This window comes from Streptomyces sp. NPDC054770 (assembly GCF_053611985.1).
This window is the reverse complement of sequence record NZ_JBSHBL010000082.1, coordinates 1-20,881: the sequence shown is the minus strand read 5'-3', so window position 1 is coordinate 20,881 and position 20,881 is coordinate 1. Positions and strand designations below refer to the sequence as shown.

Below are 20,881 nucleotides of genomic sequence, written 5' to 3'. Positions count from 1 at the left end.
TTCTTGTCTATGGTGATCAGGTGAGCGAGCAGACGCAGCTACGGAGCACGTCACAGACGCGGCGCGTGGTCGTCGTGGGCGCGGGCATGGCCGGGGTGCAGACCGCCGTCGCCCTGCGCGAGCGCGGGTTCACCGGCACCGTGACACTGATCGGCGCCGAGCCGCACCAGCCGTACGACCGGCCGCCGCTCTCCAAGGCGGTGCTGCTCGGCAAGGCCGAGGGTTCCGCCTTCGAGGTCGACTTCGAGGCGCTCGGCATCGAGCTGGCGCTCGGCCGCGACGCGCTGGGCGTGCGCACCGCCGACCACGAGCTGGACACCGAGGCCGGCCCGGTGCCGTACGACGTCCTGGTGCTGGCCACCGGTGCCGAGCCGATCACGCTGCCGGGCACCGAGGGCGTGCCCGGCGTCCATCTGCTGCGGACCCTGGACGACGCCGAGCGGCTGCGGCCGGTGCTCGCCCGGCAGCACGACATCGTGGTCGTCGGCGCGGGCTGGATCGGCGCCGAGTTCGCCACCGCGGCCCGTGAGGCCGGCTGCGCGGTGACCGTCGTGGAGGCCGCCGACCGTCCGCTCGCGGGAGCGCTCCCGGCCGAGGTGGCCGCGCCGATGACCGCCTGGTACGCGGACAGCGGCACCGATCTGCGCACCCACGCGCGCGTGGCCGGCGTCGAGCCGGGCGCGGTGGTGCTCGACGACGGATCGCGGCTGCCCGCGGGCGCCGTCGTGGTCGGTATCGGCGCCCGCCCCGCCACCGCCTGGCTGGCCGGCTCCGGCATCGAGCTGGGCACCCACGGCGACGTGCTGGCCGACGACCGGCTGCGCACCAGCGTCCCGGACGTCTACGCGGTCGGCGACTGCGCCTCCTTCCCGTCCGGCCGCTACGGCGAGCGCCTGCTGGTCCACCACTGGGACAACGCCCTGCAGGGCCCGCGCACGGTCGCCGCCAACATCCTCGGCGAGTCCGACGCGGTCTACGACCCGGTCCCGTACTTCTGGTCGGAACAGTTCGGCCGCTTCGTCCAGTACGCGGGCCACCACGCCGCCGCCGACCGACTGGTCTGGCGCGGCGACCGGACCGGCCCGTCCTGGAGCGTCTGCTGGCTCCGCGAGAACCGCCTGGTCGCTCTACTGGCGGTAGGCCGCCCCCGAGACCTGGCCCAGGGCCGCCGCCTGATCGAGGCAGGGCGCAGCATGGACGCCGAGGCATTGGCGGACCCTGGGCGTCCCTTGAAGGATGCAACGTACGGCTGAACAGCGCCCCGTAAGGGGCGCGGGGAACTGCGCGACCAGCCCCCACGGCGCCGCACCCGGACAACCACCCATCGCGCCGGAACCGACGAAGCGCCTACCCTGGATCCTGTGACCGAGATTGACACGAACATCGATGCTCTCGTCCCCACCTGGCTCACCCTCCCCGACATCGCAGAGATGATGGACGTCGAGGTGACGCGCGTGCGGCAGCTGGTCAAGGAGGGCCAGCTCATCGCCGTCCGCCGCGGTGAGAACAAGGCACTGCACGTCCCCGCCGCCTTCATCGACGGGGACAAGGTCGTCAAGGGCCTGACCGGCACCCTGACCCTGCTGCGGGACGACGGCTTCACGGACGAAGAGATGCTGGAGTGGCTTTTCACTCCCGACGCGAGCCTGCCCGGCACCCCCGCGCAGGCCCTGAGCGAGAATCGCGGCACGGAGGTGAAGCGCCGCGCCCAGGCGCTCGCCGTCTGAGGCAACCGGTACCGAACCGACGGGGGACATTGATGACCGACACCGCCCGCGCCCAGCTGGCCGACGCCAGGCTCTATCTGTGCACGGACGCCCGGAAGGAGCAGGGCGACCTCGCCGGTTTCCTGGACGTGGTCCTGGCGGGCGGTGTCGACATCGTGCAGCTGCGCGACAAGGGCCTGGAGGCCGCCGAGGAGCTGGAGCACCTCGCGGTGTTCGCCGACGCCTGCGCCCGGCACGGCAAGCTGCTCGCGGTCAACGACCGCGCGGACGTGGCCCACGCGGCCGGTGCCGACGTGCTCCACCTCGGCCAGGGCGACCTGCCGGTCCCGGCGGCCCGCGCGATCCTCGGCCCGGACGTCCTGATCGGCCGCTCCACGCACGCCGATTCCGAGGCCGCCGCGGCCGCCGCGCAGGACGGCGTGGACTACTTCTGCACCGGCCCCTGCTGGCCCACCCCCACCAAGCCCGGCCGTCACGCCCCGGGCCTCGACCTGGTGCGGTACACCGCGGCCCTGGGCACCGACCGCCCCTGGTTCGCCATCGGCGGCATCGACCTCGGCAACCTCGACCAGGTACTGGACGCGGGCGCCCGCCGGGTGGTCGTCGTACGTGCGCTCACCGCCGCCGACGACCCGGGCGCGGCGGCGGCCGAGTTCGCCAAGCGGCTGCGGTCGCGGTGACGCACAAGGGCACGCTGTCCGGAAACTTGTCCAGTATCCGGACGCGATGTCGACAATTCGGGCAAATATCCCGAGTTCGGTTGGGTGGCCGTCCGCCCCTGGCTAACCTGCGGGTATGGCCCTAGGAACCGCATCCACCAGGACTGACCGCGCACGCACCGTGCGTGACATGCTCGCCAACGGCAAGACCACGTACTCGTTCGAGTTCTCGGCGCCGAAGACCCCCAAGGGCGAGCGAAACCTGTGGACCGCGCTCCGGCGGGTCGAGGCGGTCGCCCCCGACTTCGTCTCCGTGACCTACGGCGCCGGCGGTTCCACCCGCGCCGGCACGGTCAAGGAGACCCAGCAGATCGTCGCCGACACCACGCTCACCCCGGTCGCCCACCTCACCGCGGTCGACCACTCGCTGGCCGAACTGCGCAACATCATCGGCCAGTACGCGGACGCCGGGATCCGCAACATGCTCGCGGTGCGCGGCGACCCGCCCGGCGACCCGATGGGCGACTGGGTGGCGCACCCGGAAGGCCTGACCTACGCGGCCGAACTCGTCCGGCTCATCAAGGAGTCGGGTGACTTCTGCGTGGGCGTCGCCGCCTTCCCGGAGATGCACCCGCGCTCCGGCGACTGGGACACCGACGTCCGGCACTTCGTGGACAAGTGCCGTGCGGGCGCCGACTACGCCATCACGCAGATGTTCTTCCAGCCCGAGTCCTACCTTCGCCTTCGCGACTCGGTCTCCGCGGCCGGCTGCGAGACCCCGGTCATCCCGGAAATTCTGCCTGTCACCAGTGTGAAGATGCTGGAACGGCTGCCCAAACTCAGCAACGCCGCCTTCCCGGAGGCCCTGAAAGAGCGGATCCTCACAGCCAAAGACGATCCGGCGGCGGTACGCTCCATCGGTATCGAATACGCCACGGAGTTCTGCGCCCGGCTGCTGGCCGAGGGAGTGCCAGGACTGCACTTCATCACGCTCAACAGCTCCACGGCCACGCTGGAAATCTACGAGAACCTGGGCCTGCACCATCCCCCGCGGGCCTAGACCGGCCGCACCGGAGTACGACACACTGCGTAGCGGTCACAGGAGGAGGGGCGTACATGGGCTGGACGGTCCTCTACGTAGCATTCGGCATCGTCGCGTTGTGGTTGCTCGGCGAGGTACTGCTGCAGTACAAGGCGAGGCTGCGCTGGCGGCTGCTCGCCTTCGTCGGCTTCCTCGGGGTCGTCTTCGGCGTCCTGATCCCGTCCGTGATCGTCATCGGCGTGGGCGCGATCGCCTTCGCGGTCGGCCAGACCTACGTCACGCTGTCCTTCCGCCGCGGCTTCGAGGCCGGCTGGGCGGTCAAGCGCCCCGGTACGGACGGTGACGGCGGCGGCCTGACCAAGCGCCGCCGCGGCGAGCCGGACGAGGACACCGGCCTGGAGGCCACCGACCCGGAAGCGGCGGACGCCGCCTACGCCGAACAGCAGCAGGGCGCCTACGCCACGGGCAGCATGCCGTCCTACGGCGGTGACGACTACGAGCGTGACGACGTCTTCACCCCGGCGGCCCGCACCATGGAGCCCGGCGCGGCCGAGTCCACCACGGTGTACGAGCCGCAGCCGATGCCCGAGGACACCGGCTCCTACGGCGTCTACCGCGACACCGGCTACGCCGCCACGGGCGAGCAGCAGGCCGCCTACGCGACCGCCGGCCAGGACCAGGCCTACGCCGCCCAGGGCACCGACCAGAACTACGCCTACGACTACTCGGGCTACGGCCAGCAGCAGTACGGCTACGACACGGGCGCCCAGCAGCAGTACGCCAACTACTCCGACCCGTACATCGGCAACCAGACCTACGGCGGCGCCGGGTACGACCAGTCGTCGTACGGCACCCAGCAGTACGACCAGCAGGGGTACGCCCAGGGCCAGTACGGCACCGGCAACTACGGCGAGACCCCGGCGGGCGGTGTCTGGGTCCCGCAGCAGCGCGCCGACGAGACCTACGGCGGCGAACTCCCGCAGGAGCAGCAGTACCCCTACCAGGGCCAGGGCGACGGGCAGGGCCAGCAGCAGGGCCAGCAGGGCAACGGGTACGACGAGCAGCAGTACCGTTTCTGAAGCGGCCCCCGAGCGCCCGGCTCACTGCGAGCCGCGGAACTCCGGCCCCTCCACGATCAGCCCCGCCACCAGCGCCCCCGACATGCCCGCATGCGGCAGCCCGCCGCCGGGGTGCGACCAGCCTCCGGCGGTGAACAGGCCCGGCAGACCTGTGGTGTTGGCCGGGTACAGCAGCTCTCCGGCGGCGGCCGCGAGCGCCGGGGGCGGCACCGCCCCGCCGGCCGAGCCGGTCTCCGCGGCGATGTCGGCCGGGGTGCGCACCTCCTGCCAGAGCATCCGGTCCCGCAGCCCGGGGACGGCCCGTCCGGCCACGGAGACCATGCCCTCGGCCCAGTCGGCGCCGGCGCTCCCGGCCGGCACCGTCGAGACCAGCGCCACCGCCTCGTGACCGGCGTCCGGGACCAGCGCCGGGTCGTCGGGCCGCAGCACCGTGACGGTCCCCGGCGCGGCCGGGGCGGAGCCGAACAGCCCCTCCAACTCGGCGGCACGGTCCGCCGCGTGCACCACGGTCCGGTGCGCGGTCCCCGCCGGCCGCCCGCCCCGCAGCGCCAGCAGCACCGTCAGCCGGCTCGTCGGCCCCCGCCGGGGCGCGGGCCCGCCGCCGGCCCGTGGCGCGGGACGGCTCAGCGCCTCCGGCGCCACCCCCGCCACCACGAAGTCGGCCTCGGCCACGCTTCCGTCGGCAAGCTCCACCCCCGCCGCCCGGCCGTCCTTCTCCAGGATCCCGGCGACCTCGGCGCCGAAGGCGAACTCGACCCGCCGCCGCACACACCGCTCGTACACCGCGCGCGCCAACTCCCGCATGCCACCGCGCACATACCAGGTACCGAAGGCGTGCTCCAGGTACGGCAGCACGGCCGCGCTCGCCGGAGCGGTGCGCGGGTCGAGGCCGTACCCGAGCGCATGGCTCTCCAGAAGGGCGGCGAGCCGCTCGTCGCGCAGCTCCCAGGCGCCGATCTCGGCGAGTGTGGCCGCCCGGCGGGTGCGCAGCAGCTTCTTGTACGGCACCGACGGGTACGGCTCGCGCTCGGCCAGCACCTGCCAGTCGGGCCACAGCGGCTCTTCCAGGAGCGGGCGCCGGGTGCGGTCCCAGGCCTCCCGGGCCCGCACCAGGAAGTCGCCCCAGCGCTGCCCGGCGCCGGCCCCGAGCGCCTCGTCCAGGGCGGTGACGACGCCCGCGCGGGACGCGTTCGGCAGGGACACCTGGGTGCCGTCGGCGAAGACGTGCCGGGCCGACGGGTCCACCTGGACCAGCTCGACGCAGTCCTCCAGCGGCTCCTTGCCGGTCTTGACGAACAGATCGCGGTACACGGCGGGCAGCGGCAGCAGCCCCGGGCCGGTGTCGAAGGCGAACCCGTCCCGCTCGAACCGGCGCACCCCGCCGCCGTACGTCTCCGTACGCTCGTACACCGTCACCCGGTGGCCCGCGACGGCCAGCCGGGCGGCCGCCGCCATGGCGCCCATCCCGGCGCCGATCACCGCAATCCGTCCCATGCCCGCGACTTTATCGACCGCCACCGACAGTCCGGTCCTGCGGGCCGTCAGCCGGGCGGCCGTCCCACCTGCGCCGCGAGCCGCCGTTCCTCCCGGCGCTGGGCGCGGCGGCGCCAGAACCGCCGGATCCGGGAGATCAGGAACACCAGCACGATCAGGCCGGTGGCCAGCAGCACCCCCGCGATGATCGCCGCCGGCAGCGGATGGAACATCGCGAACGTCACGATCCCGGCGACCCCGAGATCCTCCGCCAGGCTGACCACGATGTTGCTGAACGGCTCCGGCGAGGTGTTGATCGCCATCCGGGTGCCGGCCTTCACGGTGTGGCTGGCCAGCGCCGTGGAACCGCCGACCAGCCCGGCCGCCACGTCCGAGAGCGAGCCGCTGTGCCCGGCGAGCAGCGCCCCGACCCAGGCGCCCGCCACCGGCCGGACCACCGTGTGCACGGAGTCCCACACCGAGTCGACGTACGGGATCTTGTCGGCGACCGCCTCGCACAGGAACAGCACGCCCGCGACGATCAGCACCTCGGGGCGCTGGAGCGTCTCGGGGATGTCGTCGCTCAGGCCCGTCGCGCCGAACAGGCCGAGCAGCAGCACCACCGCGTAGGCGTTGATGCCGCTGGCCCAGCCGCTGGTGAAGACCAAGGGGAGTACCGACACGGACGCGATCGTAACCAGTCGGCGGCCGCGCGTCCTGGGCCTGGGTGCGCAGACCTGAGTACGTGTACCTAGGGAGCGAGTTGAGTACGCGCGCGGATGGGCCGCGACCTGCGTGAACGAGAGAGTGGAGACACGGAAAGGGGCGCGGGGCCGGCACCGCCGACACGGGGCGGCGGAACGGTACCGGCGCCCTCGACCGCTCCTTCCGCCGATTCGCGTCGGCGGAAGCGAGACACGGGGGAGAGGGGACCCGGGGGAACAGCGGGAAACCGGGGGAACACGGGGGAGTACGGAAGGCGCCGGTCCGACGGCGGCCCGCGGGGGACGCGGCCGCCGGGGGTCGGCGCTTTCGCCCACCCGGTTCAGCCCTTCCCGCTCACCCGCCCCTGCAGGAGCCGGGACAGGGCCGCGTGGACGTCGTCCAGGGAGCGCTCCGGCTGGAAGGACTTCCAGTCCAGCGCGGCCACCAGCACCATCCCGACCAGTGCGGCCGCCGTCAGCTGGACATCGATCTCGTCGCTGAACTCGCCGCCTTCCACGCCCTCGCGCAGCACGCCCTCGACGACCGCGACGGCCTGCTGCCTGACCACCATCAGCGTCGACTGCCAGGCCCGGTTGGTGCGCCACAGCTCCGCCACGTACAGCTGGGTGAAGGCCGGGTAGCGGTCGATGAAGACGAGGCCCGCGCGGACCATCGCGTCCAGGGCGTCGACCCGGCTGCCGCCCTCCCGCGCGGTCCGCTCGGCGGCGTCCCGCAGGGACGCGGTGAGCAGGCCCACGCCGTGCCGCAGCAGCTCCTCGAAGAGGACCGACTTGCTCGCGAAGTTGTAGTAGACGGTGCCCTTCGCGACGCCGGCCCGCTCGGCGATCTCGTCCACCGTGGTGGCCGAGAAGCCCTGCTCGGCGATGAGCGTGACGGCGGCTTCGTAGAGCTTCTGCCGGGTGGCCTCACGGCGTGTGCTGCCGCCCGTGGTGCTGCTGCTTTCCATGCTCCTGATTCTCACAGGAACGGCGGCCCCCGCGGGCACGGAAGAGGAGGTCATGGAGGTCCTCACAGACTCAGCTCGGGATGCAGGCGGTCCAGCGTCCACACCTGGCGGCGCCGGGCCGACACCGCGGTGAGCGCCAGGGCACCCGCCGTGAACGCCACCAGGACGGCACAGGCCTGCCACACCGGCCCCAGGCCGCCGCCCGTGATCAGCCGCCGCAGCGCCGCCACGACATAGCTCATCGGCAGGAACGGGTGGATCGCGTTGAAGAAGCCCGGACTGGTCTGCACGGGATACGTGCCGCCCGCCGACGTCAGCTGGAGCATCAGCAGGGCGAGGACCAGGATCCGTCCGGCCGCCCCGAAGCGTGCGTTCAGCCACTGCACGATCGCCGCGAAGCACGCCGTCACCAGGAACAGGAAGCCGACGGTCCCGGCCGCGCGGGCCATCTGGAGCCCGATCGCCCAGTGCAGTACGGCCATCAGGGCGGCCGTCTGCAGCACCCCGACCGCGACCACCGGCAGCCAGCCCGCCAGCGCGATCCGCCAGGCCGCCGAACCGGCCGCCAGCGCACGCCGGTTGAGCGGCTGGATCAGCATGTAGGCAACCATCGCGCCGACCCACAGGGACAGCGGGATGAAGTACGGGGCGAACCCGGTGCCGTAGTTGGGCGCCTTGTGCAGGTCCTGCGAGGCGAGCTGGACCGGGTCGGACATGACCCCGGTGCGCCGGTCGCGGTCCTGCTTGTCGTAGTCGGGGATCTTCGCCGCGCCGTCGTGCAGGCCGCCGGCGAGGGTGTCGGAGCCGTCGGCGAGCTTGTACATCCCGCCGCTGAGGTCGTAGGCGCCGGTCTTCAGCCTGCCGAGGCCGCTGTCGAGGCCGGTGGCGCCGGTGATGGCCGTGCCGAGTCCGGTGTGCAGCTTCGCGGCGCCCGCGGCGACCCGGGCCGCGCCGTCGTTGAGTCTGTCGATCTTCTTGACGGCGTCGGCGACGTCCTCGGAGAGGTGCGGGGCGCGGTCGGCGAGGGCCTGTGCCTGGGTCTGGAGCGTGCCGAGGTTCTGGTCGAGCGTCTTCAGGTCGCCGTTCTGGTCGGCGATCAGCGTGTTCAGGTCGTCGGCGACGGCGGCCACGTCGTCGGCCGCGTCCCTGGCCTTCTTCAGGTCGGGGCAGACCGGGTCGGTCAGCAACTCCGCCGAGCAGCGCGCCGCGTAGACCTCGTCCAGGGTGTCGGCCGCCGTGTGGGCGGTCTTCGCGGCCGCCGGAGCGGTCTTCACCAGGACGCCCAGGTTGTCCCGGACGGTCTGTGCCGAGTCGGCGACCAGCCGGGCGGTGTCGCCGATGGTCTTCTCGTTCGCCGCCAGGTACGGGCCGACCTTGCCGTAGACCCCGTCGACCTGGTCCGCGAGGGCCTGGGTGCCGTCCGCGACCTGCTGCGAGCCGTCCGCCAGCGTCCCCGCGCCCGTGTCCAGCTTCCTGATCCCCGTGACGAGCTTGCCGCTGCCGGTCTTGGCGTCCTTCAGTCCGGCCGCGAGGTCCTTCGATCCCTTCTCGGCCTTCCCGATGCCACCGGCGAGCGTGTCGGCGCCCTCGGCGGCCTTCACGGTCTGCCCGTGGATGTCGGCGAACGAGATGAAGATCCGGTCCAGGAAGGACCGGGACGCCTTGGCGGACGCGGCCGAGCGCACCTCGTTGAAGACCGTGCGGGAGATCTGCCCGACGATGTAGTTGTTCGCGTCGTTCGTCCGCACCTGGAGGGCGCCGGTCTCCGGGGAGTCGCCCGCGCTGGAGGCGATGCGCGCGCTGAAGTCGGCGGGCATGGTCAGCGACAGGTAGTACGTGCCGTTCTCGACGCCCCGGTGCGCCTCGGCGGCGCTCACCTCGTGCCAGGCGAAGGTCCTGCTGTCCTTCAGCCCGGCCACGATGTCGTCGCCCGCGGTGATCCGGCCGCCGCTCGCGGACGCCCCCTTGTCGTCGTTCACGAGCGCCACGGGGACGCGGTCGAGGCGGCCGTACGGATCCCAGAACGACCACAGGTACAGCGCGCCGTACAGCAGCGGCAGCACCAGCAGGGCCACCAGGGCCGCACGCGGCAGCCTGCCCCGCCCGAAGCGCCTGAGCTCAAGCGCGGCCAGTCGCGGTGAACGCATCGCCGGCCTCCTCCTTCTCAGCGGCCTCAGCGGCCTCAGTGGCGTCAGTGGCTTCGGTGGCTTCCGTAGCCTCCGTGGCTTCCGTGGCTCCGGTGTGTACGACGACGGCCCCCGCCATCGCCTGTCCGCACACCGCCACCACCGTCGTCCCGGCCTCGGCGATCGACGCCAACAGCGCCCGCACCTCGGCCCGTTCGGACTCCGACAGCTTCAGGTCCGCGTCGTCCACGGCCAGCAGCCGCGGCTTCCCGACCAGCGCCAGCGCCACGGACAGCCGCAGCGCCTCGATCCGCTCCAGATCCCGTACGGCGGTCCGGGCGCCCTTCGGCAGCGACTCCAGGTCGAGCCCGGCGGCGGCCAGGGCGTCGTCGACCCGCTGCTTCGCCCGCGCCGTCCGTTCCGCCCGAGGCCGCAGCAGCGCGCGCAGGGAGTCACCGAACCGGCGTTGCAGCAGGGCTCGTTCGCGCAGGTGCTCGCCGACGGTCAGGGCGGGTTCGAGGTCGGTGACCCCGGCCACGTTGGCGACCGCGCTGATCCGCCGTACGGCCGAGAGCTGCCCCGGCAGCCGGGCCCCGCCGACGGTCGCGGTGCCCTCGGTGGCCTTCATCCGTCCGGTGAGCGCGAGCAGCAGACAGGTGCGGCCGGAGCCGGACGGCCCTTCCACCGCGATCAGCGCGCCGGGCCCGGCGTCCAGGGTGATCCCCCGGAACGCCCAGCCGCGCGGGCCCTCGAGCCCGAGGCGCTCGGCCGTGACAGGTACGCCGTGCACAGGTTCCCCCCTGTGGCCTTGTTTTTGAACTGACTGGTCAGTGCAAAAGTTAGCCCGAACTTTCGATCGAAGCAAAACCCCAGGTCAGAACGGATTGTCAGTGCCATACCTCACGATGGGCACATACGGCACCCCGTGTGAGGGCGCCGTCACTCAGACGACAGGAGGTTCGTCATGGCCAACTCGTCCGCGTCCGCCGCCCACCGGCGCCGCGCCACCGGCCCTGCCCCCTCACTGACCGGCCCGGCGAGCGATGTGCACCCCGTGCTCCGCCGGGCCACGGCCCCGCCCGCCGCCCTCGACCTGCTCACCCAGGCCCGTGCCGCCCTCGACGAGGCCGAACTGCTCGACACCCCCAACGAGCGCTATGCGGCCGCCCACCTGGCCGCCCTGCGCACCGCGGCCGCCGTGCTCGCCGCCCGCGCCCGCCCCGAGACCTCGCCCCGGCGCCGGGCCAGGATCCGCAGCGCCTGGGAGGTGCTCCCCGAGGTCGCGCCCGAGCTCACCGAGTGGAGCGCCCTGTTCGCCTCCGGCGCCCGCCGCCGGGCCCGTGCCGAGGCCGGCATCCAGGGCGCCGCGAACCGCCGGGACGCCGACGACCTGATACGCGACGTGGCGGTGTTCGTCCGAATCGTCGAGCGGATGCTCGTCCTCCAGCCGGTGCTGCCGCAGCCGCGCCGGCAGGACGGGGAGCGGCCGGCCGGCGACCCGGGGAGGGAGCTGCCCGACGCGGGATGACCAGGCAAGGCGGCGGCCGCAATCGGGTGCGGAGGCAATAGGGTGGAGAGCGCCTGAAGCCTTCCTTCCTCCCGCAGCTCGGGCCGGGGAGGCACCGAGTTCGCGCCGCCGGGCAACAGGCGGTGCCGCGCCGAGGAGTCAACTGCCGTGCCGGACCCCACTCGACCCCGCGCCTCTCTCCGTACCGCCGTGGTCTGGGAGGTACTCCAGGACGCCCTCGACCGCCGGGTCAAGGCCACCGGCCGGGACGCGCTGGACGTCCTGGACACCGGCGGCGGCAGCGGCAACTTCGCCGTCCCCCTGGCCCGCCTCGGCCACCGCGTCACCGTCGTCGACCCCAGCCCGAACGCGCTGTTCGCGCTGGAACGCCGGGTCGCCGAGGCCGGCGTGGCCGACCGGGTCAAGGGCGTCCAGGGCGACGTCCTCGGCCTGTTCGACGTGGTCGAGCGCGGCAGCCACGACGTGGTGCTGTGCCACGGCGTCCTGGAGTACGTCGACGACCCGGCCGAGGGCGTGCGCAACACGGTGGCCGCGCTGCGCTCCGAGGGCGTCCTCAGCCTGCTCGCCGCCGGGCTCGGCGGTGCGGTGGTCGCCCGCGCCCTCGCCGGTCACTTCAAGGAGGCCAAGCAGGCCCTGGAGGACCCCGACGGCCGCTGGGGCAGCGGTGACCCGATGCCCCGCCGCTTCACCGCCGACCAGCTCACCGGACTGGTCGAGGGCGCGGGCCTGGCCGTCGCCGCCGTGCACGGCGTGCGGGTCTTCGCCGACCTGGTCCCCGGCGTCCTGGTGGACACCGAGCCCGGCGCCCTGGACGCGCTGCTCACGCTGGAGGCCGCCGCGGCCGAGCTCCCCGCCTTCCAGTCCCTCGCCACCCAGCTGCATGTGCTCGGCGAGACACCGGGTGCCACCGGGGTCTGAGATCCTCCTGGGACGAGCCCGCTGATCAGGGGCTCGGCAGCGGATGGAGTACGCCACAGGCCCCCCGATCGAGGGGTTTGCGCCGTATGATCGAAGGAGATCGCCCGGCATGACGGGTCGGCTGCTGGGGAATGGAAGCCTCAGCGAGCCGGGACTGCCATGTCGGATTCCGGTTGGCCAATTGGCCTAGAGGGGCGGGTTTCACGGGGGCGATTCCCTGCCTATCCTGAAGGGACCCCCCGGGTCGCCCCGGCGACTGCACGATGAGGAGGACGCCGTGCCGCTCTCGGAGCACGAGCAGCGAATGCTTGAGCAGATGGAGCGAGCGCTGTACGCCGAAGACCCCAAGTTCGCGACAGCGCTTGAGGGAAACGGGCTGCGGACGTTCACCCGGCGACGGGTCTACCAGGCGGTGGCCGGCTTCCTCGTGGGTATCGCGCTCCTCATGGCCGGAGTGGTCGCACAGCAGATCTGGGTCAGCGTGGTGGGCTTCCTGGTCATGCTGGGCTGCGCGGTTCTCGCCGTCACCGGCTGGCGCAAGGCGCCCAAGCCCGGTGAGCAGCCCGCGTCAGGGCCGCAGGCCCGCCGCCAGGTCCGGCCGAAGCGCTCAATGATGGACCGTATCGAGGAGCGTTGGCAGCGGCGCCGCGACGAACAGGGCCAGTAACGGCTTCGCCGGGAGGCCGAACACAGCGTGACTGAGGGGTGACCGCCATCGGGCGGTCACCCCTCAGCCGTGCCCGGCGGGAGCGGAGACCCTGCTGCGGGCCGTGAGCCGCTGCGGGCCGGTGGGGCTTGCTCGCGCAGTTCCCGCGCCCCTACGGGGCGCTTCAGCCACGGCGCCTCGTCAACTGACCCAGCTGCGGGCAGGCGTGCCGCAGGGCGGCACGGGTGGGCGCGGCGGCACCCTGCAAGCGCCGGTAAGCGGCCCCACCCCCGCCCGGCCCCGTCAGCCCTCCTGCCCCGACGGCTTTCGCAGGGTCGGCCTGGCCGCCGCCACCCGCTCCCGCAGCCGGGCCCGCCCCGCCGACGCCGCCCACACCAGGCGCACGGCCGACCGCGGAGCGAACAGCGCCCGCAGCCGTGCGGGCACCCCGACCGTGCCGTTGAACGCGGCCGTCACCCTGCGGACGTCGTCCGCGAGGCCCGCCGTCGGCCGCGGCCGTGGCGCGTACAGCACCTGCTCGATCGCGTCCGCCACCCGGTGCACCGAGGCCTCGGCGGCCGGATCCAGACGGCCGAGCCGGACGATCCGGGCGGCCGCGTTGCGCGGGGTCTGCGACTCGTCCGGCGGGATGCCGAAGTCCCAGGCGGTGTCGGTCAGTTCCAGCCAGATACCCAGCGTGTGCGCCGCCACGCCCGCGGGGGTGCGGTCGTGGCCCCCGAGCCGGCCGGCCCGCACCCGCTGCCGGTACAGCATCGGCGACAGCGGCACCGCGAGCACGGCGAGACCGCCGAGCGCCCACAGGGCCAGCTGCCACCACGGCGGCCCGCCGTCACCGCTCTGCACCGCGGCCACCGCGGACGAGCTGGCGCAGGCGTCCTGCCTGCGCAGCTGCGGCGAGCAGCTCTCGCTCTGCGAGGCCGAGGCGGACGGCGCCGTCGAGGCGCCCTTGGAGGGCAGGGTCTCGTCCGGCACGGAGGAGCCGGGCGTGTCCGACACCGTGTACGAGGGCGTCGTGCCCCGGGTCGGGGTCGGCTCGAAGCGGGTCCAGCCCACGCCCTCGAAGTACAGCTCCGGCCAGGCGTGCGCGTCCTTCAGGCCCACCGACACCGTGCCGTCGGCCTGCGGGGTGCCCGGCGCGAAGCCCACCGCCACCCGGGCCGGGATGCCCAGCGTCCGGGCCATCGCGGCCATCGCGAAGGAGAAGTGCACGCAGAAACCGCGCTTCTGCTTCAAGAAGTTGGCGATCGCGCCCTCGCCCCGGCCGACCTGTACCTGGGTGTCGTACTGGAAGCCGCCGCTCACCGCGAAGTAGTCCTGGAGCTTGACCGCCTCCTCGTAGTGGTTCGTCGAGCCCGCGGTGACCTCCTTCGCCGTCTGCGCCACCACCGACGGCAGCGAGGACGGCACCTTGGTGTACTCCTTCTTCATCGCCGCCGACGCCTCCGGCGCCGCGGCCAGCTGCTCGGCCGTCGGCTGCACGTCCAGGCTGGTGACCTGGTAGGTCTCACCGCGGGTGCTCTGCCCGTGGTCGCCGACCAGGGTCATCCCGACGGGCTCGTAGCGCCAGGTGCCGGCCACCTTCACCCCGCTCGGCGGGTACGGCATCGGCAGCCAGTCCTGGGCGTACCAGCCGGCGGCGGAGATCGTCGACTTCACCGTCGTCCGCCGGACGTCGCCGCTCAGACCGGCCGGGGTCGGGAGCGTCTTCGGCACCCCGGTGATGTGCCGCTGGGCCGGCTTCCAGGTGGTGCCGTCGAAGTCGTCCAGGGAGACGATCCGCAGGTACAGGTCGGAGACGTCGTCGCTGCTGGTCCGCACGGACAGCACCTGGCGGTCCTCGTCCACGTTGAGGCTGTCCCGCAGCGACACCAGCGGGTTGACCGCGGAGATCGTGCCGCCGTTCCCGTCGCCCACGCCGACACCGGTCCCGGCGCCGTCCAGCAGGCCGCCCTGGATCGAGGGCATCGCGAACGGCACGAACAGGGCGACGCCCAGCACGGCGAAGCCGATCCGGCGCCCGGTGCGCACCGGGGCCACCACACCGCTCTCCGGGCCGCCCGGGGCCCGCGCGGCCCCGCCGAACACCCGGCCCCACTGCGAGAGCCGGTCCCGGCCCTCGGCGAGCAGCAGCATCAGGTAGCCGGCCGCCGCCACCAGGAACCACAGCCAGTCGCTCGGCCCGTCGGACAGGCCCGCCGCCACCGAGTACAGCGCCAGCAGCGGCAGTCCGGCCGGGGCCGCGCTGCGGAAGGTCACCGCGAGGGTGTCCACCACCAGTCCGACGGCCAGCACCCCGCCGATGACCATCAGCCGGATGCCGGGCGTCAGCGGCGCGGGTATCGCATACCGGCTGACGTCGTCCGAACCCTGCTGGAGCAGGTCGCCGAAGTACCGGAAGGTGTCCGGGCCGGGGATCACCCCGGCGATCGCGTGGCCCCGGGCGAAGACCACGGTCAGCATCAGCAGCGTGGCCAGGGCCTGCGCGGCCACGGTCAGCGGCCGGGCCAGCGGCACCCGCCGGGCGGCCGCGCCCACGCCCGTCTGGACGGCCACCAGGAACGCCGCCTGGAACAGCCAGGTCACCGGGGAGACCAGCGGCAGCAGGGCGCAGGACGCCATCAGCGTCGCCGCCGCCGCGGTGAGGGCGAGCCGGGCTCGTCCGCTCATCGCCGCGCCTCCCCGCCCAGCGCGGCCAGCCCGGCGCGCTCCCGGTCGGCCTGCCGCCACAGCTCGGCCACCCCGGCGCCGCGTGGCACGCTGACGGCCGTCCAGCCGGCCTCGCGCAGCATCCGCAGCCGCTCCTCGTGCGCGTCGCCGGGAGCGGGCACGTCGCTCGGCTCCCTGATCCAGGTGTCCGGGTCCAGCACGAAGGCGACGGCGCCGCCGCTGCGCTGGCGCATCTTCGCGACCACCGTCGCCTGTTCCTCGTCGAGGTCGCCCAGGAAGGCCACCAGCAGCCCCTCGTTCCCGCCGCGCAGCACGTCGTAGGCCCGGGACAGGCCTGTGCCGTCCGAGTGGTCGATCACCGCCAGGGTGTCCATCATCAGCCCGGCCGCCTCCGCCGACTCCTGGCCGGTGCCCGCGAAACCGTCGGCGCCCTCGCCGGGCACCGAGCTGCCGGTGTCCGTCAACAGCCGGACCGAGAAGCCGCGTTCGAGCATGTGGACCAGGACCGAGGCGGCACCGGACACCGCCCATTCGAACGCCGAGTCCGGACCCGCTCCTTCGTAGGCGCCGCCCCGGGTGTCGAGGAGGACCGTGCAGCGGGCCCGCTGCGGCTGCTCCTCGCGGCGCACCATCAGCTCGCCGTAGCGGGCGGTGGAGCGCCAGTGCACGCGGCGCAGGTCGTCGCCGTAGCGGTAGCCGCGCGGGATCACGTCGTCCTCGCCGGCCAGGGCCAGCGAGCGCTGCCGCCCGTCGCCGTATCCTTTCGCCTCGCCGCTGAGCCGGATCGGCGGCAGCGGCTCGACCTTCGGGATGACGGTCAGGGTGTCGAACGTCGAGAAGGAGCGGGTCAGTTCGCACATGCCGAACGGGTCGGTCAGGCGCAGCTGGAGCGGGCCCAGCGGATAGCGGCCGCGCAGGTCCGAGCGGACCCGGTAGGACACCTCGCGGCGGCCGCCCGGCTCCACCCGGTCCAGGACGAAGCGGGGGCGCGGGCCGAGGACGTAGGGTACCCGGTCCTGGAGCATCAGCAGGCCGGTGGGCAGCCGCGAGACGTTGTCCATCCGCAGATGGACCCGGGCCTCGCTGCCGGCCGGCACCCGCGCGGGGGAGAGCCGGCGGCTGCCGGCCACCCGGTAGCGGGTGCGGTAGAGCACGGTGGCGCAGATCAGCGGCAGCACGGCCAGCAGCAGCCCGACCCGGAGCAGGTCGGCCTGGCCGAGTATGTACGCGCAGACCACGGCCGCGATGCCGGCCGCGAGGAAGGAGCGGCCGCGGGTGGTCAGCCCGCCCAGAGCGGTGCGGATCCCGCCGGTCTCCTCGCGGTCCGCCTCCGCCGGGGCGCTCATCACAGACTCCGCGGGGGCTGCTGGGGATACGCCGGCACGCCCCGGCCCAGACCACCGAAGCCGGCCTGCTGCTGGGTGGCCGCGGGCACCGGGGTGGACTGCAGGATCTCCTGGACGACCTGCTCCGCGGTGCGCCGGTTGAGCTGGGCCTGGGCGGTGGGCAGCAGCCGGTGCGCCAGGACCGCGACGGCGAGCGCCTGCACGTCGTCCGGCAGCGCGTACTCCCGGCCGCTCAGGGCGGCGGACGCCTTCGCCGCGCGCAGCAGATGCAGCGTGGCACGCGGCGAGGCGCCGAGTCTGAGGTCCGGGTGGGTGCGGGTGGCGGCGACCAGGTCCACCGCGTACCGCCGGACCGGCTCGGCGACATGGACCCCGCGCACGGCCTCGACCAGCTTCACGATGTCGTGCGCGTGCGCCACCGGCTGGAGGTCGTCCAGGGGGTTCGCCCCGCCGTGGATGTCGAGCATCTGCAACTCGGCCTCCACGCTGGGGTAGCCGACCGAGACGCGGGCCATGAAGCGGTCGCGCTGGGCCTCGGGCAGCGGGTAGGTGCCCTCCATCTCCACCGGGTTCTGGGTGGCCACCACCATGAACGGGCTGGGCAGTTCATAGGTCTGCCCGTCGATGGTGACCTGCCGCTCCTCCATCGACTCCAGCAGCGCGGACTGGGTCTTGGGGGAGGCGCGGTTGATCTCGTCGCCGATCACGATCTGGGCGAAGATGGCGCCCGGTTTGAACTCGAAGTCCCGGCGCTGCTGGTCCCAGATGGACACACCGGTGATGTCCGACGGCAGCAGGTCGGGCGTGAACTGGATACGCCGCACCGTGCAGTCGATGGACCGTGCCAACGCCTTCGCCAGCATCGTCTTGCCCACGCCCGGGACGTCCTCGATCAGAAGATGTCCCTCGGCGAGCAGCACGGTCAGCGAAAGCCGTACGACCTCGGGCTTGCCCTCGATCACACCCTCCACCGAACTGCGGACGCGCTCCACAGTGGCGGTCAGATCAGTGAGGCTCGCTCGATCGTCATAGGTCGTCACCCGGCCCTCCTCGGCCCGTTATTGCCCGGGCCGGCGCGTCGTCTCGCATAACCGGCCCACCCCAATCACGGACACCGCGCGTGAATGGTTCCGCGCGACGTCCCACACCGCATTCTTGCTGCCGTTACCGTTTCGTGTCACTCGCCTGTGGACAACTGCCCGCACTATGTCGGTCTTACGGCCTTTCGACCGTCTATTCGACAGCGGGCAGACAGCTTACGGCGGGTACGTTCCGGGGCGCGCGGCCTGCTCGACGGACCGGGGCGAGGCGGCGGAGCCGCTCCGGTCGTGAGGGGCGGGGCGGTGGGGAGGAGCAGTGGGCCCGGCTGCCGGCGGTCGGCCGGGTGGGGCCGTCGGCGCGGGCGGCCGGGCGGGGCCGGTCAGGCGGGGTCGACCTCGCGGAGCAGGCCGGTGCGGACGTCGAAGACGAAGCCGCGTACGTCGTCGGTGTGCACCAGGAACGGCGAGGTGCGCACCCGCTGCATGGACTGCCGTACGTCCTGGTCGACGTCCCGGAAGGACTCCACCGCCCAGGCCGGGCGCTGGCCGACCTCCATCTCCAGCTCGGTGCGGAAGTCCTCGGTGAGGGCCTCCAGACCGCAGCCGGTGTGGTGGATCAGCACGATGCTGCGGGTGCCGAGCTTGCGCTGGCTGATGGTGAGCGAGCGGATCACGTCGTCGGTGACCACACCGCCGGCGTTGCGGATGGTGTGGCAGTCGCCGAGCTGCAGACCGAGCGCCTTGTGCAGGTCGAGGCGGGCGTCCATACAGGCCACCACGGCCACGTGCAGCACGGGCCGGGCGTCCATGCCGGGGTCGGTGAAGGCGGACGCGTACGTCCGGTTGGCGTCGACCAGGCGGTCCGTCACGGTGCCGTCCGTGGTTATGGCGCCTTCGGATCCAGTGGGAGCTGCTGCGGAAGTCGTCATAGTCACGACGGTACTGGTCACGGGTGGTCACGGCCTGCTGTGAGAGGGGACAAAGAACGTCATCGTGGCTTGTTGTGAGCTAACCCACAGGGAGGGCAAACCTGGGCCGCACGGGTGATTCCCGGTGAATCCCGTCCCGGCCGGACGCCGTACGCGCCGCGCAGGCCGGTTGATTGACCGTGCGACACGGTGGACTAAAGTGACGCGAAGCGGGAGGCGAGGCTCTCCCCGCTGGTGAAATCCCCTGGAGACCCCGGCACGGTCCGGGCCGTCTCCCCACGTGCGCGGCGTGCGTACCGAGCGGGCGGGGACCCGGCGGTGCGTCCCCCGTGCCGGAACTGAGAGGCCCCCTTGAGCCAGAGTCGACACGTCCCGGTGATGCTCCAGCGGTGCCTGGACCTGCTGGCACCCGCCCTGGAGCGGCCCGGCAGCGTGGTCGTCGACTGCACCCTCGGCCTCGGCGGCCACAGCGAGGCGCTGCTGACCCGCTTCCCCGAGGCCCGCCTGGTCGCCCTGGACCGCGACAAGGAGGCCCTGCGGCTGTCCGGCGAGCGGCTCGCCCCCTTCGGTGACCGCGCCACCCTGGTGCACGCCGTCTACGACGAACTCCCCGGCGTACTCGAACGCCTCGGCATCGCGCGCGTGCAGGGCGTGCTCTTCGACCTCGGCGTCTCCTCCATGCAACTCGACGAGGCCGGCCGCGGCTTCGCCTACGCCCAGGACGCGCCCCTGGACATGCGCATGGACCAGACGACCGGCATCAGCGCCGCCGAGGTCCTCAACACCTACCCGGCCGGCGACCTCGTCCGCATCCTGTTCGCGTACGGCGAGGAGAAGCAGGCCAAGCGGATCGTCTCGGCGATCGTCCGGGAGCGCGCGAAGGAGCCGTTCAGCAACAGCGCCCGGCTCGTCGAGCTGATCCGGGACTCGCTGCCGCAGGCCGCCAAGCGCACCGGCGGCAACCCGGCCAAGCGCACCTTCCAGGCGCTGCGCATCGAGGTCAACGGCGAACTCGCCGTGCTTGAAAGGGCGATCCCGGCCGCCGTGAAGGCCCTCGCGGTCGGCGGCCGGATCGCCGTACTGTCGTACCACTCGCTCGAAGACCGCCTCGTCAAGCAGGTGTTCGCGGCCGGTGCCGCCACCACCGCGCCGCCCGGGCTGCCGGTCGTGCCCGAGCAGTACCAGCCCCGGCTCAAGCTGCTCACGCGCGGTGCCGAACTTCCCACCGAGGAAGAGGTCGCCGAGAACCGCCGGGCCGCACCGGCGCGTCTTCGGGGAGCCCAGCGCATCAGGGAGGAAGCCGAGTGAGCGAGCGGGGTTTCCGGACCCACCGGAGGACACGTGAGTAGGAAACCCGAACTGCGGGGGAGGGCGGCCCGGCTCGCCCGGCTCTTTCCGGCCGGCCGCGCCAACCAGGCCGCCCGCACCCCGTTCGTCCTGCTCGTCGTCCTGCTCCTCGGCGGCGGCCTGATCGGCCTGCTGGTGCTGAACTCGGCGCTCAGCGAGGGCTCGTTCCGACTCGACGACCTGCAGAAGCAGACCAAGAACCTCACCGACGAGGAACAGGGCCTGCAACGGGACATCGACGCCTACTCCGCCCCCGACGCCCTCCAGCGCCGCGCCCGCGAGCTCGGCATGGTCCCCGGCGGCGACCCGGTCTTCCTCGGCCCGGACGGCACCGTCAAGGGCGTCCCCGGCCCCGCCGCCCTCCGGCAGACCACCGTGCCTCCCGCCCCCGAGGCCATCGGTACGCCGTCCGGTACGCCGTCCGCCGCCGTACCGACGCCGACCGGGTCCGCGCCGGTGACCCCGCCGGCGGGGTCACCGACACCCACGCCGGCCACCGCCGCGGTGACGACCCCGGCGCCGGCAGCCACGCCCGTGACGACCCCGACCCCGACCCCCGGCAGGTGACGGAAGTGCCAGACACTTCTGGAGACAGGCAACCACCGCGCCGCCGCGTGCCCGGCCCCGCCCGGCCGCCCCGGCCCCGGGACCCCAGGGGCAC

The 20,881-nt window shown here is 73.1% G+C and carries 19 protein-coding genes; 10 read left to right on the top strand and 9 right to left on the bottom strand.

The features are described 5' to 3' along the window. Positions 1 to 20 precede the first annotated feature (20 nt). The 5 genes from ACWGKQ_RS42805 (at position 21) to ACWGKQ_RS42785 (ending at position 4,507) form a co-directional block, all read left to right on the top strand. A complete protein-coding gene (locus ACWGKQ_RS42805; RefSeq protein ID WP_453297459.1) occupies positions 21 to 1,253 on the top strand; it encodes an NAD(P)/FAD-dependent oxidoreductase in 1,233 nt (410 codons plus the stop codon). 108 nt (positions 1,254 to 1,361) lie between these two features. Beyond that, positions 1,362 to 1,727 carry an Rv2175c family DNA-binding protein gene (locus ACWGKQ_RS42800; protein WP_453297458.1) on the top strand — a complete coding sequence of 122 codons (366 nt, stop codon included), beginning with the start codon at positions 1,362 to 1,364 and terminating at the stop codon, positions 1,725 to 1,727. 32 nt (positions 1,728 to 1,759) lie between these two features. After that, positions 1,760 to 2,407: a thiamine phosphate synthase gene (thiE, locus tag ACWGKQ_RS42795; protein WP_453297457.1), complete on the top strand. Its 648-nt coding sequence runs from the start codon at positions 1,760 to 1,762 to the stop codon at positions 2,405 to 2,407. 115 nt (positions 2,408 to 2,522) lie between these two features. Then, complete coding sequence (metF, locus tag ACWGKQ_RS42790) at positions 2,523 to 3,446, top strand: methylenetetrahydrofolate reductase [NAD(P)H] (protein WP_453297456.1); 924 nt, start codon at positions 2,523 to 2,525, stop codon at positions 3,444 to 3,446. A 56-nt stretch (positions 3,447 to 3,502) separates the two neighbouring features. After that, the gene (locus ACWGKQ_RS42785) at positions 3,503 to 4,507 is read left to right on the top strand and encodes an SCO2102 family sporulation regulator (protein ID WP_453297455.1); all 1,005 of its coding nucleotides are present in this window, start codon (positions 3,503 to 3,505) and stop codon (positions 4,505 to 4,507) included. A gap of 21 nt (positions 4,508 to 4,528) precedes the next feature. Here ACWGKQ_RS42785 and ACWGKQ_RS42780 read toward each other — a convergent pair whose 3' ends face one another. The 5 genes from ACWGKQ_RS42780 to ACWGKQ_RS42760 all read right to left on the bottom strand — a co-directional run bounded on the left by ACWGKQ_RS42780 (position 4,529) and on the right by ACWGKQ_RS42760 (position 10,568). Next, a complete protein-coding gene (locus ACWGKQ_RS42780; RefSeq protein ID WP_453297454.1) occupies positions 4,529 to 6,001 on the bottom strand; it encodes a phytoene desaturase family protein in 1,473 nt (490 codons plus the stop codon). Positions 6,002 to 6,048: 47 nt separating this feature from the next. Next, positions 6,049 to 6,663, bottom strand: a complete 615-nt coding sequence (locus tag ACWGKQ_RS42775) for a DUF4126 domain-containing protein (protein WP_453297453.1) — start codon at positions 6,661 to 6,663, stop codon at positions 6,049 to 6,051. 362 nt (positions 6,664 to 7,025) lie between these two features. Further along, positions 7,026 to 7,652, bottom strand: a complete 627-nt coding sequence (locus ACWGKQ_RS42770) for a TetR/AcrR family transcriptional regulator (protein ID WP_453297452.1) — start codon at positions 7,650 to 7,652, stop codon at positions 7,026 to 7,028. A 62-nt stretch (positions 7,653 to 7,714) separates the two neighbouring features. Next, positions 7,715 to 9,799 carry a YhgE/Pip family protein gene (locus tag ACWGKQ_RS42765; RefSeq protein WP_453297451.1) on the bottom strand — a complete coding sequence of 695 codons (2,085 nt, stop codon included), beginning with the start codon at positions 9,797 to 9,799 and terminating at the stop codon, positions 7,715 to 7,717. Then, positions 9,771 to 10,568 carry an ATP-binding cassette domain-containing protein gene (locus ACWGKQ_RS42760; RefSeq protein ID WP_453297450.1) on the bottom strand — a complete coding sequence of 266 codons (798 nt, stop codon included), beginning with the start codon at positions 10,566 to 10,568 and terminating at the stop codon, positions 9,771 to 9,773. Before ACWGKQ_RS42760 ends, ACWGKQ_RS42765 begins: the two co-directional genes overlap by 29 nt. A gap of 174 nt (positions 10,569 to 10,742) precedes the next feature. Between ACWGKQ_RS42760 and ACWGKQ_RS42755 the strand changes: the two genes are divergently transcribed. The 3 genes from ACWGKQ_RS42755 to ACWGKQ_RS42745 all read left to right on the top strand — a co-directional run bounded on the left by ACWGKQ_RS42755 (position 10,743) and on the right by ACWGKQ_RS42745 (position 12,891). Continuing rightward, positions 10,743 to 11,306: an SAV_6107 family HEPN domain-containing protein gene (locus ACWGKQ_RS42755; protein ID WP_453297449.1), complete on the top strand. Its 564-nt coding sequence runs from the start codon at positions 10,743 to 10,745 to the stop codon at positions 11,304 to 11,306. A gap of 147 nt (positions 11,307 to 11,453) precedes the next feature. Next, positions 11,454 to 12,224, top strand: coding sequence for a methyltransferase (locus tag ACWGKQ_RS42750; RefSeq protein WP_453297448.1), 771 nt, complete (start codon positions 11,454 to 11,456; stop codon positions 12,222 to 12,224). A gap of 277 nt (positions 12,225 to 12,501) precedes the next feature. Further along, entirely contained in the window at positions 12,502 to 12,891 is a 390-nt protein-coding gene (locus ACWGKQ_RS42745) for a DUF3040 domain-containing protein (protein WP_453297447.1), read from the top strand. Between the two features lie 282 nt (positions 12,892 to 13,173). Here the strand turns inward: ACWGKQ_RS42745 and ACWGKQ_RS42740 are convergent, their stop codons facing one another. From ACWGKQ_RS42740 to ACWGKQ_RS42725, 4 genes are all read right to left on the bottom strand, one after another. Continuing rightward, on the bottom strand, positions 13,174 to 15,558 hold the full coding sequence (locus tag ACWGKQ_RS42740) for a transglutaminase TgpA family protein (RefSeq protein WP_453297446.1): 2,385 nt from the start codon (positions 15,556 to 15,558) through the stop codon (positions 13,174 to 13,176). Continuing rightward, positions 15,555 to 16,904 (bottom strand): DUF58 domain-containing protein, encoded by a 1,350-nt coding sequence (locus ACWGKQ_RS42735; RefSeq protein WP_453297445.1) that lies wholly within the window; start codon positions 16,902 to 16,904, stop codon positions 15,555 to 15,557. Before ACWGKQ_RS42735 ends, ACWGKQ_RS42740 begins: the two co-directional genes overlap by 4 nt. Further along, positions 16,904 to 17,944: an AAA family ATPase gene (locus ACWGKQ_RS42730; RefSeq protein ID WP_453297444.1), complete on the bottom strand. Its 1,041-nt coding sequence runs from the start codon at positions 17,942 to 17,944 to the stop codon at positions 16,904 to 16,906. Before ACWGKQ_RS42730 ends, ACWGKQ_RS42735 begins: the two co-directional genes overlap by 1 nt. 380 nt (positions 17,945 to 18,324) lie before the next feature. Further along, complete coding sequence (locus tag ACWGKQ_RS42725) at positions 18,325 to 18,873, bottom strand: beta-class carbonic anhydrase (RefSeq protein ID WP_453297443.1); 549 nt, start codon at positions 18,871 to 18,873, stop codon at positions 18,325 to 18,327. Between the two features lie 351 nt (positions 18,874 to 19,224). Here ACWGKQ_RS42725 and rsmH point away from each other — a divergent pair, with 351 nt between their 5' ends. Together rsmH and ACWGKQ_RS42715 are read left to right on the top strand one after the other, a co-directional pair. Further along, the gene (rsmH, locus tag ACWGKQ_RS42720; RefSeq protein WP_453297442.1) at positions 19,225 to 20,181 is read left to right on the top strand and encodes a 16S rRNA (cytosine(1402)-N(4))-methyltransferase RsmH; all 957 of its coding nucleotides are present in this window, start codon (positions 19,225 to 19,227) and stop codon (positions 20,179 to 20,181) included. Positions 20,182 to 20,214: 33 nt separating this feature from the next. Further along, positions 20,215 to 20,787 carry a septum formation initiator family protein gene (locus ACWGKQ_RS42715; protein WP_453297441.1) on the top strand — a complete coding sequence of 191 codons (573 nt, stop codon included), beginning with the start codon at positions 20,215 to 20,217 and terminating at the stop codon, positions 20,785 to 20,787. Positions 20,788 to 20,881: the final 94 nt, after the last annotated feature.